This window comes from Microbacterium sp. CFBP9023 (assembly GCF_034045055.1).
Taxonomy (GTDB): Bacteria; Actinomycetota; Actinomycetes; order Actinomycetales; family Microbacteriaceae; genus Microbacterium.
The window spans coordinates 803,422-821,161 of sequence record NZ_JAXCWI010000002.1; the positions used below are offsets into that span (position 1 = coordinate 803,422).

Here is a 17,740-nt window from a genome sequence, read left to right on the forward strand (position 1 = left end):
GAGCCGCCCGGATGATGGCGGGGCTCGCCCGGATCGAGGCGACGGTCAGCGAGCGGGAATGCGGGTGTCGAGCCACGACAGGATGTCTGCGCGCACCTCGTCCTGCTGCAGCTCGTTGAAGATCTCGTGACGAGCGTCGGGATACACCAACGTCGTGATGTCGGTGAGTCCCGATCGGGTGCGGTACTCGTCGGCGAGCTTGTGCACGCTGCGCGGACCGCCGACCGGATCGTCGCGACCGACGAGAAGCAGCAGGGGGATGTCGCGTCCGAGGTCCTTGCGCGGACGGCCGTAGAGCTTGGCCGCCTCGACGGGGCCGAACAGCTTCAGCAGCGGCTGGTTCGTGGTGAGCGGATCCTCGTCGAACGCCGTCCACACCGCCGGATCGCGGCTCAGCCACTCGAGGCCCGTCGCGTCGTCGGCGGCCCAGCGGGCGTTGAGCGGTGCAGCGTTGAGCGATCCGGGCGTACGCAGAGCCGAGCCCGAGAGGATCACCGCATCCCATGCCTCGGGGTGGTCGTTCACGAGCATCTGCGCGAGGAACGATCCCCACGAGTGCCCCAGTAGCACGAGGGGCAGGTCGGGGTGCTCGTCCTTGATGATGCCGGTGAGCTGCCAGATCGCCGCCTCCGCCGCACGCAGACCGCCCTTGCCGAGTCGACCGAGCTTCTCGGGTCCGCCGTGCTGACGGATGCCGGTGCGCCCGTGCCCCCGATGATCGTCGGCGTAGACGATGAATCCGGCCTTGGTGAGCGCGGCGATCAGCGCGCCGTACCGACCGGCGTGCTCGCCCACCCCGTGCAGCAGCTGCACGACTCCCCGCGCATCACCGACCGCCGGGTGCACGTCGTAGACGATGGCGATGCCGTCGGCATCCGTGAATTCGCGCGTATCGGTCACGCCCCCACCCTACTGAGAGTGCGCGACATGCGTCAGGCCGACCGCGTCGGACGCGTCAGCTCGACAGCGCGGCGATGACGCCCTGGGCGATCTCGAGGTCGGTGACCTCGTATCCTCCGACGCCGTCGGCGGCGGAGCCCATGCGCACGCCGCCGTCTTCTCTCACCGTGCGCTTCGCGGAGAAGTGCAGGGCGTCGACACCGGCGGCGGCGAGGGCGGCGGCGCTGGCGGCATCCACTCCGCTGCCCGCCATGATCTCGATCTCGCCGGCGGCCTCGGCGACGAGCGCCCGGAGCGTGTCGATGCCGTCGATCGCGATCGAGGCGCCGCCCGAGGTCAGCACGCGGCGCAGGCCCAGCGAGCGAGCGGCGACGAGCGTGGCGACGGGGTCGGGGGTCACGTCGATCGCGCGATGCAGGGTGACGGATGCCGCCCCGGCGGCGTCGCGCAGACGCCGCATGGCGGGGATGTCGAGCAGCCCCTCGTCGTCGAGGGCGCCGATCACGACACCGTCGGCTCCCGCCTCGATCGCACGTCGGACATCGTTCTCGGCGATCGCGATCTCGTCGGCGGAGTAGCGGAAGCCGCCCGCCCGAGGCCGGACGAGCACGTGCACCTCGACACCGACGGCATGCGCGGCGTCGATCGACAGGTCGAGGGTCGCCGGCGACGGAGTGAGGCCGCCGAGCGCGAGGGCCTGGGCCAGCTCGACGCGCGCGGCGCCGACGGCTCCGGCGATGCGCACTCCGGCGGGATCCTGGACGGCGATTTCGATCGCGGGGGTTCGGGTCACCCGTCCATTGTGACCTGTGCGGCGGGTGCGTCCTGCCACCGACTTCCGATCCGGGCGAAAATTACTTAGACTGTCTAAGTAATGTCTGCGCCTGATGATTCCCTCCACCTCACCGCGACAGACCTGCGCATGGCGACGTTCCGGCTCGCACGGCGCCTGCGATGCGCTCGCGCCGTCGACGCGATGAGCGACGCGCAGCTCGCGGTGCTCGCGACGCTGCGCATGCACGGTCGCCGCACCATCAGCGCCCTGGCCGAGCGCGAGCGGGTCACCGCGCCGTCGATGACGAACATGATCAACGGGCTCGAAGAGCAGGGATTCGTGCTCCGCACTCCGGATGCCGAAGATCGCCGCCGCGTGCAGGTCGACATCACCGAGGCAGGCACCGAGATCGTGGAGCAGACCATCCGACGAAGAGACGAGCTGCTCGCCGAGATGCTCGGCGAACTGGACTTCACGGAGGACGAACTGGCGACGCTGCGCGCAGCGAGCGCCCTGATGCGAAAGGTGGTCGACCGATGAGCGCGATGTTCCGTTCCTTCTCGAACATCAACTACCGCATCTGGTTCGCCGGCGCCCTCGTCTCGAACATCGGCGGGTGGATGCAGGCGACCGCCCAGGACTGGGTCGTGCTCACCGAGCTCACCGACAACGACGCCGCGGCCATGGGCGTCACGATGGCGCTGCAGTTCGGTCCGCCGCTCGTGCTCGTGAGCCTCACCGGATGGGTCGCCGATCGCTTCGAGCGCCGCCGCATCCTGCTCGCCACCCAGAGCGCGCTGCTGATGCTCGCGATCGCCGTCGGCGTGCTGCTGCTCAACGGGGTGATGACGCTGCCGATGATGTTCTGCTTCGCTGCGGCGTTCGGTGTCGTCAACGCCTTCGACGCCCCCGCGCGGCAGGCGTTCGTCTCCGACATGGTCTCCGCCGGCGACACGTCCAACGCGGTCGCCCTCAACTCGGCATCCTTCAACCTGGCCCGCATGATCGGCCCGGCCGTCGGCGGCCTGCTGATCGTCGCGATCGGCTCGGGATGGGTGTTCATCGCGAACGCCGTGACGTTCCTGGCGATGCTCGTCGCGCTGCTGATGCTGCGCACCGGCCAGCTCGCGCCGCGCCTGAAGAACCGCCGCCCCGGCGGACTCGCCGAGGGCTTCCGCTATGTGTGGGGGCGCAGCGATCTGCGCGTCGTGTTCGTGACGGTGTTCCTGATCGGCGCCTTCGGCATGAACTTCCCCATCTTCGCCTCGACCATGGCGATCGAGTTCGGGGCGGGCGCCGACGGGTACGGAGTGCTGAGCTCGGTGCTCGCGATCGGCTCGCTCGCCGGTGCGCTCCTGGCTGCCCGGCGTGACCGAGCCAGGGTGCGTGTCGTGATCTTGGCTGCCGGGGGATTCGGCGTCGCGGCGTTCGTCTCCGCATCCATGCCCACGTATCTGACGTACGCGATCACGCTGACGTTCACCGGGTTCATGATCGTGACGCTGCTGACGACCGCCAACGGCTACGTGCAGATGACCACCGCGCCTGCCCTGCGCGGCCGTGTGCTCGCGCTGTACATGGCCGTGATCATGGGCTCGACGCCGGTCGGCGCCCCGATCGCCGGGTGGGTGGCCGACACCTTCGGGCCGCGCACGGCGATCATGCTCGGCGGCACCGCCGGTTTCGTCGCGTGCGCGATCGGCGCGATCTGGGTCTTCACCTCCGGACGACTGCACCGCTCCGAGGGCAGCCGATTCCTCATGACGCTCGACGAGACGCGACCGCTGAACATCGTCGACGAGGCCGAGATCCTCGAGAAGAAGGCCGAACCGGTCGAGTTCAGCGACGAGGCAGCCGTCACCACGCCGATCCGCACCTCGAAGAAGGACTGACCGCGTTCTGACCGGGCATCGCGGGCGGAACGCGTGAGACCGGTTTGTCAATGCCCTCCACGCGCAGGCGGGGTGGACGTACCGTCACGTCATGGACCAGAACACAGGACGCACCCCGCACCCCGAGCAGCCCGCAGAAGGCTCCCCCGACGTGATCCCCGAGCACAACACCGCTCCTGACGGCCAGTCGACGGCAGACGCCGGGCGTCAGCCCGACGAGCTCGACGGAAACGCCCAGGGCTCCAATCAGGGCGGCGCGATCCAGGGCGACAGCTCGCACGGCGACTCGCCGCGCGGTGCCATCCAGGGCGACGCCGACGAGGAGAACGCACAGGGCGCTGCCCAGGGCGGCGCCATCCAGGGCGACAGCTCGCACGGCGAATCACCCCGCGGCGCCATCCAGGGCGACGCGAGCCCCGACCGCGACGCGGCCATCGGCGGCGACGAGAACACCGAAGACCAGCTGACGGCCGACAATGAGGTCGAGCAGGACACCCTGCGCACGCTGGACCCGAACGACACCCCGGCCTGAGCGCGCGGGAACGACGAAGGGGGCGGATGCCGCAGCATCCGCCCCCTTCGTGCGCCGTCTGACAGGGCGTTCAGCGAATCGTCCCGGCCCGCACGAGCAACCGCCGCACTCCGATCACGCCTGCCGCCACCGCCAGTTCGCCGACGAGGCGCGCGCCGAACGTCGCCGTCAGCACGCCGGGCACCAAGTGCTCGGGGGAGAACACCGGCAAGGCGACGAGGAACAGCACGACGCCGGCGACCGCAGCGGCAAGGAGGATGCGGCGTGCGCTCGCTGTCGTTCCCCGCTGGAGCGGCAGGACCAGATCGAGCGCGATGGCGGCGCAGACCATCGGCACCGCAGCGATCGGACCGATCGGGGAGATCACCGACGTCAGCACCCCTGTGACCGCAGCGGTGAACGTGGCCATGCCCGGCACGCGGGTGACCACACGGGCGAGCAGCGGCATCGCGGTGTGCACGGCGGCGACGAGCGCGTACGCGGGCGGAGACGACACGGCGAGCAACGAGGTGATGGGCACGACCATCACGAACACCAGCGCCTGAACCGCCGCGAATGCCGCGCTGATGAGCAGCGCGCTCGTCGGCACCCGCCTCACGGTTCGGGGTCGGGCCTCATGCATCCCTCCAGCCTAGATCCGTGCAACTGCAGCGCGGATCCGTGACCGACGTCCCTCTGTCGCAGGAAGACCCTGACGCGCCTCCCCGACGATGTTTCGGAATATCGTAGAGACGCACACCATCCGGGGAGGAGACGATGCCAGCTTCTGCCGCGCTCGCGCATGTGGACGTCCCCCGCCCGCCGAGCGATGTCACCTCGCGCCCGAGACTGGTGGCCTCGCTGGAGAACCGCAGTCCGCTGACGGTGCTCCGCGGCGCGTCGGGACTCGGGAAGACGGTCGCGCTCGCGGAATGGGCGCGCGTCACCGCGTCGACGACCGTCTGGGTCACTGTCGATCCGACGAGATCCAGCAGCACCGAACTCGCCCGCGCCGCTCTGCGCGCGCTGTCCCGTGCGGGACTCACCTCGCCGACCGGCGACGACCGTCTGCATCCGTGGAGCGCCGTCGCGCAGTGTCTCAGCGAAACCACGGATGAACTCGTCCTCGTACTCGACGACGCTGCCACCCTGTCGCCGGACAGCATCTTCGACCTGTGTCGGACGGTGGCCGCAGCGCCCCGAGCGCGCGCGATCGCAGCGACGAACCGGCGCAGCGCGTTCGATCGCGACGGGTTGAGCCTGGTGATCGATCGAACGGTGATAGGACCGGACGACCTTCTCTTCGACATCGAGGAGATCTCCCGTGCCCTGCGGGTCGACGAGTCGGACGCGGCGGACGTGCTCCAGGCGACGGGCGGATACCCCGCACTCATCCACGCGGCCTCGAAGCGGTCTGCACTCGGCGACGATCCGGCGGCGGCGATCGAGGCCGCCTCGCCCGCAGTCGAGGAGTACATGCAGTCACGCCTCGAAGCCTCGGGCATCGACCCCGACGTCCTCGAGGCACTGGTGCGCATCAGTGTCGCGGATGCCGTCGACCTCGCCTCGGCGCGCGCGCTGTCGGGCGTCGACGAGATCGAGAGCCCGCTCGACGACGCGGAGGCGTTCGGTCTCGGAAGCTGGTCGAACGACCGCCTGTTCCTCTTCGCTCCGGTCGTGCGGACGCTGCTGCGCCGCGAACTCGTGAGGTCGCACGCGGACGAGCTCCCGCGCCTCATGAACCTGGCCGTCGAGGGCGCGCTCCAGCGGCGAGCGCCCTTGGAGGCGTTGCAGCTCGCGATGGAGTACGACGATCTTCCGCTCGCATCGCACGTGATCATGTCGGGGTGGAGCCAGCTGCTCGACCACCACGGGCCCGCCGCAGTGCGCCTGCTGCGCAGGCTTCCGGTGTCCCGATTGAAGGACCAGCCACTCATCGCCATGCTGCTCGCCATCTGCTACAACGCCAGCAAGCTGAGGCGTCTGCGCGGCCTGCAGCTGATGCGCGTGGCGATCTCGGCAGCGAACTCCCGCCGCACTGATGTGGCCACGACCGAGCGCGTCTTCATCTGGGCTGCCGAGAGCGCGGCCCTGCGAGTCATCGGGATGTCGGAGCGCGCCGCTCAGGTCGCTGCCCGAGCACTGAGCCTCTACCGCGAGACGCCGGAATCGGTGTGGCAGCCGTACGCCCTGGAGATGCCGCTGCTCTGCACGCATCTCGGTATCTCCCTCTACTACGGCGGGCGCGAGGATGACGCGATCGAGTGCTTCGAGAACGCGGCGGCGATGGCGGCGTCGCGTGACCTGAGCAAGGCCTTCCACAGCATCGCGCTGCTCAGCGGCATCCACGCGCTGAACGGCGATATGCCAGAGGCACGCCACTACGCCGAGCTGATCCGCGAGAGCTCGTGGGAGCAGCAGCAGCGCGACGGCTACCGCGGCACCTTCTATCGCGTCGCGGAGGCGCTGCTGGCGGTCGAGGACGGCGACGTGGCCGCGGCTCGCGAGCATGTGGGCGTGTTCGGACCTCACCGCTCGACCAGCGAGCACTGGGCGACGATGGGGCTCGCTGAGGCCTGGGTCGCTCTGCACGAGGGCAGAGCCGCAGCCGGACTCGAGCAGCTGGAGTCTCTGCGACGGCTGCGACGGCGCGAGACAGGGAGCACCCACGCACGGCACGTGCTCAGCCGCGCCCGGACCCTGCTGCATCTCGCCGTCGGCGACGTGGCCGCGGCTCGAGCGACGCTGCGGCACGATGCGAGGCCCGACGAGTTCGGCACGACCATCGAACGCGCACGCCTCGCGGTGGTCGAGGGCGACGCCTCCGAGGCGGCTCGGCTGCTGGCTCCGAAGCGGGAGATCCCGCAGACCTCGCGTCAGCGCGCCGAGGCGGCCGCGATCCAGGTCGTCGCCCTGCGCCGCACGGCGGGCGCGACCGCGGCCGCGAAGGCTGCGGTCGCCCTGGGAATCCAACTGGATGATCGTGAGCTGACGACGCCGGCCACCCTGTTCGCCCCCGACGACGTCGAGCTGCTGCAGGACGCTCTGGCGACCCACGCCCCCGGGCGGCCGGTGACCGCGGTGCTTCCCGCGACATCCGATCGCCCGCGTCTCTCGGCCCGCGAGCTCGTCGTGCTGCGCGCACTCACCTCGGGTGCGTCGCTGCCGTCGATCGCGGCCGACCTGAGCGTGTCGCAGAACACCCTCAAGACGCAGCTGCGGAGCATCTACCGCAAGCTCGATGCCCGCAACCGCGCCGACGCGATCGAGCAGGCCGCGAAGCACGACCTCCTCACCGACCGCTGAGCCTCGACGGCAGCAGAGTCGACGCAGGACAGCAGAGTCGGATCACGACACCGAACGGCCCTCGGCACCTGAGGGGGGCAGGTGCCGAGGGCCGCTCTTCGTGCGGGTCGCTCAGTCGATCGATGCGCGGCGGCGCAGGATCAGGAGCGCTGCTCCCCCCAGGAGCAGGGTCAGCGCGAGCACCAGCACCCAGGGTGCGAGCTGACCGCCCGTGATCGCCAGAGGCGACTGGACCGGATGAACGGTCGCGCTCTCGACGACCGGGAGAGGCGCATCCCCCGGGCTCGTCGCCAGCGCCGTGGCCACGTTCTCCAGCGTGGCCCCCACGGCATCCGCGTCCACGGTCACCGAGTACGTGACCGTCACCGTCTCACCCTCGGCGAGGGCGCCGACCCAGTGCAGCCCGCTGTCCGTGACCACGGGTGCGGCGACCTCGTGATCGTCGACGGTCGCGGTGACGACACCGGTCAGGGCCGCGTGGTCCAGCACCTTGGAGAGATCGTCGCTGACGACGACCTCGTCGAGGTCGGTCTCCCCGGTGTTGACGCCGGTGAGCGTGTAGGTGACCACGCTGCCCACGGCCACTGCCGTCCCGGAGCCCACGTTCGCGGTCTTCGCGAACGTGAAGCCCGGAGCGCCGACACTGTGCTCCGTCGATGCCGGAGGCGGCGTGAGCTCCGCACCGCCGGGGGCGATGGCGCTGCCCTCGGCGACGTTCGAGATCGTCGCACCGCCCGCGTCGGCCTCCACCGTCACGGAGTACGTGATCGCGACCCGCTCGCCGATCGCGAGGACACCCTGCCACGAGAGCTCATCGCCCTGCACGATCGGCGCTGCGACGGGCGTGCCGTCGACAGCGGCCGACACATCGCCGTTGTATTCGGCGTGGGCGAGGACGTTCGAGAGGTCGTCACCGATGGCGACCGGGTCGAGCGCGGTCTCACCCGTGTTGATGCCCGTCACGGTGTAGGTGATGATGCTTCCCGGGTCGACCCGCGTCCCCGAGGCCGGGTCGGCGGTCTTCACGAGCTCGAATCCGGGCTCGTTGATCGGGTTCACCGTGACCGCCGGGGGCGTCTCGATCGGAGGCACCCCTCCGGGAGGAGTCGCGCCGCCCGTCACCGAGTTCTCGAGCGTCCCGCCACCGGCATCCGCGTTCACTGTCACCGAGTAGGTGATCGTGACGGTCTCTCCGATCCCGAGTGCGCCCGTCCACGAGAGCGTCTCGCCCACGAGTTGCGGAGCAGAAGCCGGTGAACCGTCCACCAGGGCGATCGCGTCGTCGTTGAACCCGGCGTCGTCGAGCACGTCCGAGAGGTCATCGCGGATGTCGACGGGGTCGAGCACGGTCTCGCCGGTGTTCACGCCGGTCACCGTGTAGGTGACGACGGCACCGGGGTCGATGGCCGTGCCCGAAGCGGGAGCGGCGCTCTTCGACACCGAGAAGCCGGGCTCGTTGACCGGGTTCGTCGTCGTGGCCGGGGGCGGTGTGATCTCCTCGCCGCCCGGAGGCGTCGCGATGGCGGTCGCCGAGTTCTCGATCAGTTCGCCGGCGGCATCCGGTCCGACCGTCACCGAATAGGTGATGGTGACCGTCTGTCCGACGGTCAGCGCGCCCGTCCACGAGAGCTCGCCGTCGACGACTGCGACAGGCGTCTCCACGCCGCCGATGATCGTCGCGACGGGATCGGCGTCGAGCGAGGCGTGATCCAGGACGCTCGAGAGGTCGTCGACGATCTCGACGCTGTCGAGCGCCGTCTCGCCGCTGTTCACTCCGGTCAGCACATAGGTGATCACGTCACCCGGATCCACAGCGGTTCCGGATGCCGGATCGGCCGTCTTCGAGAACGCGAAGCCGGGCTCGTTGACCCGGTGCTCGGTGACCGCGGTCGGCGGCACGATGGGCGCCCCCGGTGTCGTCGGGCTCGCCGGGTCACTCGGATCGGACGGAACCAGCGGCGTCGCCTCTCCCGTCACCGTGTTGGTGATGGTCTCGCCTCCGGCACCGCCGTCGACGGTCACCGAGTAGGTGATCACGACGTCCTCACCCGGCTCGAGCGAACCGATCCAGGCGAGCGCTCCGTCGGTCACCGTGGCGGTGCCGCGCGTGGCATCCACATCGCCGTTGTACGAGGCGTTCGCCAGCACGTCAGCGAGGTCGTCCGAGATCTGCGCCGGGTCGAGCACGGTGTCACCCGTGTTCGTACCTGTCACTGTGTACTCGATCACGCTGCCGGGGTCGACGGCCGTGCCCGATGCCGGGTCAGCGGTCTTGCTGACCTCGAAGCCGGGCGAGACGACCGGATGCTGGGTCGTCGCGGGCGGCGGCGACACCGGAGTGCCCGCGGTGGTCGGGCTCTCCGGGTCGGTCGGGTCCGAAGGGATCAGCGGCGTGGCCTCGCCCTCGGCGGTGTTGCGCAGCAGCACCCCGGTCGCGTCGTCGTTCACGGTCACCGTGTAGGTGATCACGACGTCGTCGCCGGCTCCGAGTGCGCCCGTCCAGCTGAGCTGGGATCCGGTCACGTCGACCGTGCCTGTGGTCGCCGAGACGTCGCCGTTGTAGACGGCGTTCGCGAGAACGGCCGACAGGTCGTCGGTGATCGCCGCGGGGTCGAGCACGGTGGTGCCCGTGTTCGTTCCCGTGACCGTGTACTCGATGGTGTCGCCAGGACTCACGGCCGTGCCGGAGGCCGGATCAGAGGTCTTGGTGACCTCGAAGCCGGTGTCGACGACGGGATGCGCGGTCTCCACCTGCGGCGGAGTGATCGGCGTGCCGGGAGTCGACGGACCCTCGGGGTCGCTCGGGTCGGCGGGGATCCGCGGGGTCGCCACACCGTTCGCGACGTTGCCGAGCAGGGCGCTCTCGACGCCGGCGTCGACGGTGACCGAGTACCGGATCGTGACGGATTCGCCCTGCGGGATCGAGCCCGTCCAGGTGAGCATGCCGTCTGCCGCAATCGCGCTACCGCGATCGGCAGTCACATCGTCGTTGTACGCGGCGTCATCGAGCACGGCCGTGAGGTCGTCGGTGATGGCCACCGGAGAGAGGTCGGTGTCGCCGGTGTTGGTTCCGGTGACCGTGTACTCGATCGTGTCGCCGGCCGAGACCGCGGTGCCCGATGCCGGGTCGGCGGTCTTGCTGATCGTGAAGCCCGACCCGAGCACGGGATGCTGGGTCACCGCCGTCGGAGGGACGATGGGCTCGCCGGGGATCTGCGGGCCGGTCGGGTCTGCGGGATTCGGCGTCGTCGGGGTGGCGGTGCCTGAGGCGACGTTGCTGAGAACCTGGCCTGATGCGTCGTCGCCGACGGTCACCGAGTAGGTGATCGTCACGACCTGTCCGGGCTGCAGCGTGCCGCTCCAGGCGAGGTCGGTGCCCGTGAGGGTGGCTGCACCGGCGGCGACCGGGGTGCCGTCGACGGCGGTCGCGATGTCGGCGTTGTACTCGGCGTGCGCGAGCACGTCGGTGAGGTCGTCGGCGATGGAAGCCGGGTCGAGAGCGGTGGCACCGGTGTTGGTGCCGGTGACGGTGTAGTCGATGATCTGGCCCGGCTGCACCACGGCGCCCGAGGTGGGATCAGCCGTCTTGGTGAGGGTGAAGCCCGCGACCGGGTGCTCGGTCGTGACGACCGGAGGAACGATCGGGTCGCCTCCCGGAGGCGTGCCCGAAGCCGTGACGCTGTTGGCGATGCTCTCGCCCTCGACGTCGTCGTCGACGATCACCGAGTAGGTGAAGGTCATGATCTGCCCCGGCTCGAGGGCTCCCGTCCACGTGAGCATGTCGCCGGTGATGGCGGCACCGCTCTCGACGAGATCGATGCCGTCGACGGTCGTCGCGAGGTCGTCCTGGTACTCGGCGAACGAGAAGACCCCGCTCAGGTCGTCGGCGATCTCGACATCGTTCAGCACGGTGTTCCCGGTGTTCTCCACCGCGACCTGGTAGGTGATCCGCTGCCCCGCCGCGACGGCGGTGCCGTCTGCCGGGTCGGAGGTCTTGCGCAGGTCGAGCCCGGGCGTGAGGAGGACGTTGGAGTAGACGCAGGTGACGTCGGTGCCGAGAGGACCAGCCGGCTGGGTGACCTGTCCCGAGTCGCTCACGGCGACGGGTGTGGTCGAGCCGTCTCCGTTGATCTGCTCGCAGACCAGAGAGGAGTCGTAGCCTGTCGGGTCGGCCGAGCCCGCGGCCGCCTCTGCGAGGTCGAACGTGTCGCCCTGGTTCGTGAACACCGGACCGGCGTAGTCACGCTGGACGCCCGGCTCATCACCGGTCGTCGTGGCCGAGGTCTGCGCGACGCTGTATCCGTCGGGCGACTGGATGCTGAGCGCGAACTGGTCGGTCGGCGCGTGGCGCCCATCCGGCAGGTCCTTCTTGAGCGTGAGGGTGTTGGGGAAGGTGCAGCTCGACATATCGGTCGGCGAGAAGCTGCCGAGGAGAGTCGTGTTGACCGTCTCGCCTCGCGGAAGGTCGACCTCGATGATGCGGCTGCCACCGCTCGAGACCGAGACGAAGATGTGGCCGAGGTTGCCGAAGGCGATGCCGTTGCCCTGCACACCGTCGCCGAGGTCATGCACCTGCTTGGCGTCGATGGTGGCGGTGCTCGACACGAGTTCAGTGGGCAGGTCGGCGGCGTAGATGTCCTGATCTGCGACGAGCACGAGCTGGCCGGAGGCGCTGAAGGCCATGTCGCCGTTCGCACCGAAGGCGCTGCTGCCTGCGGTGGGACGCAGCGTGCCGACCTGCACGTAGGTCTGCGGGGTGACGCCCTCGTTCCAGGCGTAGATGTTGATCGCATTGCCGGCTGTGCCGCTCGCGAAGTAGTAGACCCCGGTCACCGGGTTCACTGCCCCACGCAGCACGGCGGAGCTGAGCGTGAACGGGGTGCGCGTGGTCTGATCGGTGACCCGGTCGTGCTTCGCCAGCACCTTGTTCGACGACGTGTTCGTCACCGTGTAGGCGTAGCGACCACCGGCAGAGATGCCGAGACCGTTGTCGGAGTGGCCGGTGCCGAAGCTGATCGCGCCGAGGGCGCCGCCGTCACCGGGTGCGCCGCCCTGCTCGTTCACCGCGAACTCGCGGATCTCTGTCGTGCTCTGCACGAAGACCGCCCCAGGCGTGCAGAGGAACGGGTCGGCGGCCGCAGCGGGGGCGGCCGTGACCGTGCCGCCGATCAAGACCATCGACGACGCGACGACCGCTGTGGTGACGAGCCCGCTGACGAGCTTGCGCGCCGTCCTCCCCCAGCGTGGCGTCGCCTGCTGTGTCTCGGTCGGTTGATGGCGCTTTCGCGCACCACGAATAATCACGACTGCTCTCCCCTTGTCGCATCCGGTGCGCACTCGCGCACACGGGGCCCGCCACCCCCTTCGGCGGCATCCCGGAGCGCTGTCGATCGACATCGCGCTCGAACCGGGCCTCCGAAAGACTGCCGTGCCCGCAGATTCACCCCCGCCCGAATGAGCCGAATTCACCCCTCGTTTTCACCCCTTGCTCGGAACGGTGGGGCGTCATGGTGCCCGGCACGAGTGACCAAACTGTTAGGGTTGCCTAACCAACATCGATCTGGTCGGTGTCGTTCCCCTCCCCGGTCCCGAAAGGTCATTCACCATGCCCTCCAGCCTCCGTCTTCGCGCCGTCACGGCCTTGGCCGCCTCAGGATGCGCACTGCTTCTGCTCGCCGGCTGCGCCCCTGAGCCGACCGCCGTCACCGATGCGGCGGGGGAATCCGCCGGCACCCACGACGTCGAGCATGCCCGCGGCACCACCGCGGTCCCCGACGAGCCGCAGCGCGTGGTGACCCTCGAACCGCTCGAGCTCGACACCGCCGTCGCGGTCGGCATCGAGCCGGTCGGCGCTGCGGTCGCGAGCAACGTCGCCGGAGCACCGGCATACCTCGGCGCCGACGACGTCGAGCCCGTGGGCACTGTTCCCGAACCCGACCTCGAGGCCATCGCCGCGCTCGAACCCGACCTGATCCTCGGAACCGAGGCCCGGCACTCCGAGCTCTACGAGCAGCTCTCAGCTATCGCCCCCACGGTCTTCATCGAGACGCAGGCCGACCCCTGGCGAGACAACGCGATGCTCATCGGCGAAGCGCTGGGCCGCGAAGAGGAGGTGGCCGATCTGCTCTCGAAAGTCGACGAGCGCTGCGAGTCGCTGTCCGACGAGTACGCGGTCGACGGCGAGACCGCGCAGCTGATCCGTCCCCGCGACGAGACGACCCTCAGCCTCTACGGGCCGGTGTCGTTCTCGGGCAGCCTCCTCGAGTGCGCCGGGTTCACGATCCCCGAGCAGGAGTGGGCCGACGGCCTGCAGGCCGACATCTCGCCCGAGAACATCGTCTCGGCGGAAGCCGACCACGTGTTCGTCACCGTGACCGACGTCGACGACGCCTCGGAGATCCCCACCGCGATCACGCAGAACGCCGCAGACTTCCCCTCGGTCACCCCTGTCGACACGAGCTACTGGGTCTCAGGAGTCGGGCCGAAGGGCGCACAGGCCGTGCTCGATGACATCGAGGCGTACCTCGAAGAGAGCCGGTGACGACTCTCACCCCGGTCGAGACGTCGGGGGCTCCGCACGCGCGGATCCCCCGACGCGGCCGTCGTGCGGTCGTCGGTGCGATCGTCCTTCTTGCTGCGCTCGCGGCCGCCGTCGTCCTCTCCCTCGCGATCGGCGCGAATCCCCTCTCCCCCGAAGCGGTCTGGACGACCCTGCGGGGCGCGGGCACGACCGAGATGGATTACATCGTGCTCGAGTTGCGCATACCTCGCACCGTCACGGGGATCGTCGCCGGTGCGGCGCTGGGTGTGGCCGGCGCTCTCATCCAGGCCTTCACCCGTAATCCGCTCGCCGACCCGGGCATCCTCGGCGTGAACGCCGGCGCCGCGCTCGCGGTCGCCCTCGGCGTGAGCCTGCTCGGCCTGCGCGACGTCTCGCAGTTCGTCTGGTTCGCCTTCTTCGGCGCCCTCATCGTCACGGTGGCCGTCTACCTGATCGGCTCGGCGGGACGCGGCTCCGCTGACCCGCTCCGCCTCACGCTCGCCGGGGTCGCACTCGGAGCCGTGCTCTCCGGCATCACGACGGGCATCTCCCTCAGCGATCCGGAAGCCTTCGACTCGATGCGCAGCTGGAACGCCGGAACGCTGCTCGGACGTGGTTTCGACATCATCATTCCCGTCCTCCCGTTCGTCGCTGTCGGAGTCGCACTCGCAGTGCTGCTCGGTCCCGGCCTGAACGCCATCGGCCTCGGCGAAGACGTCGCTCGGGCACAGGGCGCGAATGTCGCAGGCATCCGCGTCGGGGTCATCATCGCCGTCACACTTCTCGCGGGCGCGGCGACCGCCCTCGCCGGCCCGATCTCGTTCATCGGGCTGATGGTGCCGCACGTGATCCGCTGGACGTTCGGCGTCGACCAGCGAGTGATCCTGCCGCTCTCCGCCGTGCTGGCACCGGTGATCCTGCTTCTCGCCGACGTCCTCGGCCGGGTCATCATCGCCCCGGCGGAAGTGCCTGTCGGAATCGTCGCGGCATTCGTCGGAGCGCCGGTGCTGATCGCGCTGGCGCGACGACGCCAGGTGAGTGCCCTGTGAGCGCGTCGATCGCCTCGGCGCTCACGGACGCCACCCGCCCCAGGATGATCCTGCACCTGGGGCCGCTGCGGATGCCGGTTCGCCGGCGCAGCATCCTCGTCGGCGTCGCTGCAGCGGCCACTCTGATCGTTCTGGGCATCCTGGCGCTGGGGCTGGGAAGCTATCCCCTCACCCCCCAGGAGGTCGTGCAGACGCTGCTCGGCGGGGGCGACGCCCTGCACCGCACGGTCGTGATCGACTGGCGCCTGCCACGCGCGATCGCGGCGATCACCGTCGGTGCGCTCCTGGGCATCGCCGGCGCGCTCTTCCAGACCGTCACGAGGAATCCGCTCGCGAGCCCCGACATCCTCGGCCTGTCCAACGGCGCGTTCACGGGCATGCTGATCGCGCTGGTGCTGGTCTCGGGGAGCTGGCCCGTGCTCACCGCCGGGTCTCTCATCGGCGGGTTCGCGACAGCCGTGGTGATCTGGCTGTTGTCGGCACGAGGCGGTGTGCACGGCTTCCGCCTCATCGTCGTGGGCATCGGAGTCTCGGCGATCCTCGCCTCTCTCAACACCTGGCTGCTCCTGCAGATCGAGCTCGAGACCGCGATGTTCGCGTCTGCCTGGGGCACTGGATCACTGAACGGCGTCACCGCAGGCCCGCTCGCGGGCGCGCTCCTGTGCGCCCTGCCGTTCGCCGTCGCAGCGCTTCTCCTGGTGCCGCGACTGCGCCAGCTCGAGCTGGGCGACGACACGGCCGCAGCCACAGGGGCTCGGCCGGGGCGGATCCGGGTCGTGGCGCTGCTCATCGGCGTCGCACTCGTCGCCGCCGCGACGACCGTCGCCGGCCCCGTGGCGTTCGTCGCGCTCGCTGCACCGCAGATCGCGCGCCTCGTGGCCCGCACCCCGCACCTCTCGCTGATGCTGTCGGCGCTGTTCGGAGGAATCCTCCTGCTCGGTGCCGACCTCATCGCCCAGCACATGCTGCCGACTGCTCTACCTGTCGGCGTCGTGACCGTGTCGGTCGGCGGCGCCTACCTCGTCCTGATGATCATCCTGGAGATCCGCCGCCGTGCTTGAGAACTCGACCTCGCCCGACCCCAGCGCCGCCTCGCGCCTCAGAGCCGAGAGCATCACGCTCACATACGACCGCACCGAGATCGTCCGCGAACTCTCCGTGGCTGTGCCCGCAGGAGGCTTCACGGTGATCATCGGGCCGAACGCGTGCGGCAAGTCCACCCTGCTGCGCGGCCTGTCGCGCCTGCTGCCTCCCTCGAGCGGGCGCGTCGTGCTCGACGGCCGGTCGATCAGCGAGTACCCGGCGAAGGAGGTGGCCCGCCGGCTGGGGCTGCTTCCTCAGAGTGCGACAGCGCCGGACGGCATCACCGTGGCCGATCTGGTCGCCCGCGGACGTTACCCGCATCAGAGTCTGATGCGCCAATGGTCGGATGCCGATGAGAGTACTGTGCGGCACGCTCTCGACGCGACAGGAACAGCAGATCTCGCGTCACGCCCCGTCGATGCTCTGTCCGGTGGGCAGCGCCAGCGCGTCTGGGTGGCGATGGTGCTCGCGCAGGAGACGGATCTGCTGCTGCTCGACGAGCCGACCACTTTCCTCGACGTGGCCCACCAGGTGGATCTCATGGAGCTGCTCGCGCATCTCAATACGCAGGGACGCACACTCGTCGCCGTTCTGCACGACCTCAATCACGCCGCACGCTACGCGAGCCACATCATCGCGATGCGCGAGGGCCGCATCGTCGCCCAAGGCCCACCCCGCGAGGTCATCACGAGCGAACGAGTGCAGCAGGTGTTCGGCCTGGCGAACGTCGTGATCGATGATCCCGTCACCGGAGGACCGCTGGTGGTGCCGCTGCGCGGCTCTGCTTCTGCGGGAGTGCGGTCGTGACCGCCGAGCGCCCATGGGCCTACAGCGCTTTCCCGGTGGAGGTTCGCGCACGCGTGATGCTCAGCCCGCATTTCGTCAGGCTGACCCTGGGCGGTGAGAGTCTGCGGAACTTCGCCGACTGGGGCATGGACCAGCGCATCAAGGTCGTCCTGCCGCTGGCCGACGGAGGTATCGCCGACTTCGGACTGCTCGACGAGCCGACACCGCATCCCTCCGACTGGTACACACGGTGGCGCGCCCTCCCTGAAGACGAACGCAACGTGCTGCGCACCTACACCCCCGCCGCGATCAGAGCCGAGGACCGCGAGATCGACATCGACTTCTTCCTCCACGAGCCCGCCGGGCCCGCCTCTGCATGGGCGGCCGCGGCGTCCCCGGGCGACCGGCTCGTCGTCAACGGTCCCGACGCGCGAATGGGGTGGACCGGGTACGGACTGCACTGGCATCCCGGCGATGCGGGGCGGTTCTTGATCATCGCCGACGAGACGGCATTCCCGGCTGTGCGCGGCATCCTCGACTCCCTCGGGCCGGACGCGCGCGCCGAGGTCATCCTCGAATGCGGTCACCCCGCCGATGACCTCATCTCGCCGGCTGCCCCCGACACCGCGCGCGTGCATCGCGTGCTGCGCGACGCCCCGGATTCGACGGCGATCGAACGGGCGGTGCACGCCTGGGGCGCCACCCACGGTGCGTCCGCCCGCGAGGACACCGCCTTCTACGCGTGGATCGCGGGTGAGTCCGGCATGACCACCGGTATTCGCCGGTATCTGACCTCCGACCTCGGCATTCCAAAGGACCGCGTCTCCTTCCTCGGCTACTGGCGTCGAGGTGGGCCACTCGTCGGGTGATCCGCGCAGCGGAGCACGACGAAGGGGG

The 17,740-nt window shown here is 69.8% G+C and carries 13 protein-coding genes; 9 read left to right on the plus strand and 4 right to left on the minus strand.

Going from position 1 to position 17,740, the window contains the following annotated elements; all coding sequences use genetic code 11:
* Window positions 1–45: 45 nt before the first annotated feature.
* Window positions 46–900 (minus strand): alpha/beta hydrolase, encoded by an 855-nt coding sequence (locus tag SOM10_RS14475; protein ID WP_320490696.1) that lies wholly within the window; start codon window positions 898–900, stop codon window positions 46–48.
* Between the two features lie 55 nt (window positions 901–955).
* Window positions 956–1,693: a copper homeostasis protein CutC gene (locus SOM10_RS14480; protein WP_320490697.1), complete on the minus strand. Its 738-nt coding sequence runs from the start codon at window positions 1,691–1,693 to the stop codon at window positions 956–958.
* Between the two features lie 81 nt (window positions 1,694–1,774).
* Between SOM10_RS14480 and SOM10_RS14485 the strand changes: the two genes are divergently transcribed.
* The 3 genes from SOM10_RS14485 (at window position 1,775) to SOM10_RS14495 (ending at window position 4,099) form a co-directional block, all read left to right on the plus strand.
* Window positions 1,775–2,215, plus strand: coding sequence for a MarR family transcriptional regulator (locus SOM10_RS14485; RefSeq protein WP_053097780.1), 441 nt, complete (start codon window positions 1,775–1,777; stop codon window positions 2,213–2,215).
* A 5-nt stretch (window positions 2,216–2,220) separates the two neighbouring features.
* Window positions 2,221–3,567: an MFS transporter gene (locus tag SOM10_RS14490; protein ID WP_082298048.1), complete on the plus strand. Its 1,347-nt coding sequence runs from the start codon at window positions 2,221–2,223 to the stop codon at window positions 3,565–3,567.
* A 91-nt stretch (window positions 3,568–3,658) separates the two neighbouring features.
* Entirely contained in the window at window positions 3,659–4,099 is a 441-nt protein-coding gene (locus SOM10_RS14495; RefSeq protein ID WP_083569392.1) for a hypothetical protein, read from the plus strand.
* Window positions 4,100–4,169: 70 nt separating this feature from the next.
* Here SOM10_RS14495 and SOM10_RS14500 read toward each other — a convergent pair whose 3' ends face one another.
* Window positions 4,170–4,721 (minus strand): hypothetical protein, encoded by a 552-nt coding sequence (locus tag SOM10_RS14500; protein ID WP_320490700.1) that lies wholly within the window; start codon window positions 4,719–4,721, stop codon window positions 4,170–4,172.
* A gap of 134 nt (window positions 4,722–4,855) precedes the next feature.
* On the opposite strand from SOM10_RS14500, the gene SOM10_RS14505 reads away from it, so the two are divergent.
* Window positions 4,856–7,384 (plus strand): LuxR C-terminal-related transcriptional regulator, encoded by a 2,529-nt coding sequence (locus SOM10_RS14505; RefSeq protein ID WP_320490701.1) that lies wholly within the window; start codon window positions 4,856–4,858, stop codon window positions 7,382–7,384.
* A gap of 111 nt (window positions 7,385–7,495) precedes the next feature.
* On the opposite strand, the gene SOM10_RS14510 is transcribed toward SOM10_RS14505, so the two are convergent.
* On the minus strand, window positions 7,496–12,688 hold the full coding sequence (locus tag SOM10_RS14510) for a beta strand repeat-containing protein (RefSeq protein WP_320490702.1): 5,193 nt from the start codon (window positions 12,686–12,688) through the stop codon (window positions 7,496–7,498).
* Between the two features lie 301 nt (window positions 12,689–12,989).
* On the opposite strand from SOM10_RS14510, the gene SOM10_RS14515 reads away from it, so the two are divergent.
* From SOM10_RS14515 to SOM10_RS14535, 5 genes are read left to right on the plus strand one after another with little or no spacing between them, the layout of a single operon-like run.
* Complete coding sequence (locus SOM10_RS14515) at window positions 12,990–13,925, plus strand: iron-siderophore ABC transporter substrate-binding protein (RefSeq protein ID WP_320490703.1); 936 nt, start codon at window positions 12,990–12,992, stop codon at window positions 13,923–13,925.
* Complete coding sequence (locus SOM10_RS14520) at window positions 13,922–14,974, plus strand: iron chelate uptake ABC transporter family permease subunit (protein WP_320490705.1); 1,053 nt, start codon at window positions 13,922–13,924, stop codon at window positions 14,972–14,974. Before SOM10_RS14515 ends, SOM10_RS14520 begins: the two co-directional genes overlap by 4 nt.
* Complete coding sequence (locus SOM10_RS14525; RefSeq protein ID WP_320490707.1) at window positions 14,971–16,035, plus strand: FecCD family ABC transporter permease; 1,065 nt, start codon at window positions 14,971–14,973, stop codon at window positions 16,033–16,035. Before SOM10_RS14520 ends, SOM10_RS14525 begins: the two co-directional genes overlap by 4 nt.
* Window positions 16,028–16,864 (plus strand): ABC transporter ATP-binding protein, encoded by an 837-nt coding sequence (locus tag SOM10_RS14530; protein WP_320490708.1) that lies wholly within the window; start codon window positions 16,028–16,030, stop codon window positions 16,862–16,864. The genes SOM10_RS14525 and SOM10_RS14530 overlap by 8 nt, the downstream gene beginning before the upstream one ends.
* Window positions 16,861–17,712: a siderophore-interacting protein gene (locus SOM10_RS14535; protein WP_320490710.1), complete on the plus strand. Its 852-nt coding sequence runs from the start codon at window positions 16,861–16,863 to the stop codon at window positions 17,710–17,712. The genes SOM10_RS14530 and SOM10_RS14535 overlap by 4 nt, the downstream gene beginning before the upstream one ends.
* Window positions 17,713–17,740 lie beyond the last annotated feature (28 nt).

Coding starts and splice junctions, on each gene's coding strand:
- SOM10_RS14485 (WP_053097780.1), top strand. CDS start 1,775: ATGTCTGCGCCTGATGATTCCCTCCACCTCACCGCGACAGACCTGCGC.
- SOM10_RS14490 (WP_082298048.1), top strand. CDS start 2,221: ATGTTCCGTTCCTTCTCGAACATCAACTACCGCATCTGGTTCGCCGGC.
- SOM10_RS14500 (WP_320490700.1), bottom strand. CDS start 4,721: ATGCATGAGGCCCGACCCCGAACCGTGAGGCGGGTGCCGACGAGCGCG.
- SOM10_RS14515 (WP_320490703.1), top strand. CDS start 12,990: ATGCCCTCCAGCCTCCGTCTTCGCGCCGTCACGGCCTTGGCCGCCTCA.
- SOM10_RS14495 (WP_083569392.1), top strand. CDS start 3,659: ATGGACCAGAACACAGGACGCACCCCGCACCCCGAGCAGCCCGCAGAA.
- SOM10_RS14505 (WP_320490701.1), top strand. CDS start 4,856: ATGCCAGCTTCTGCCGCGCTCGCGCATGTGGACGTCCCCCGCCCGCCG.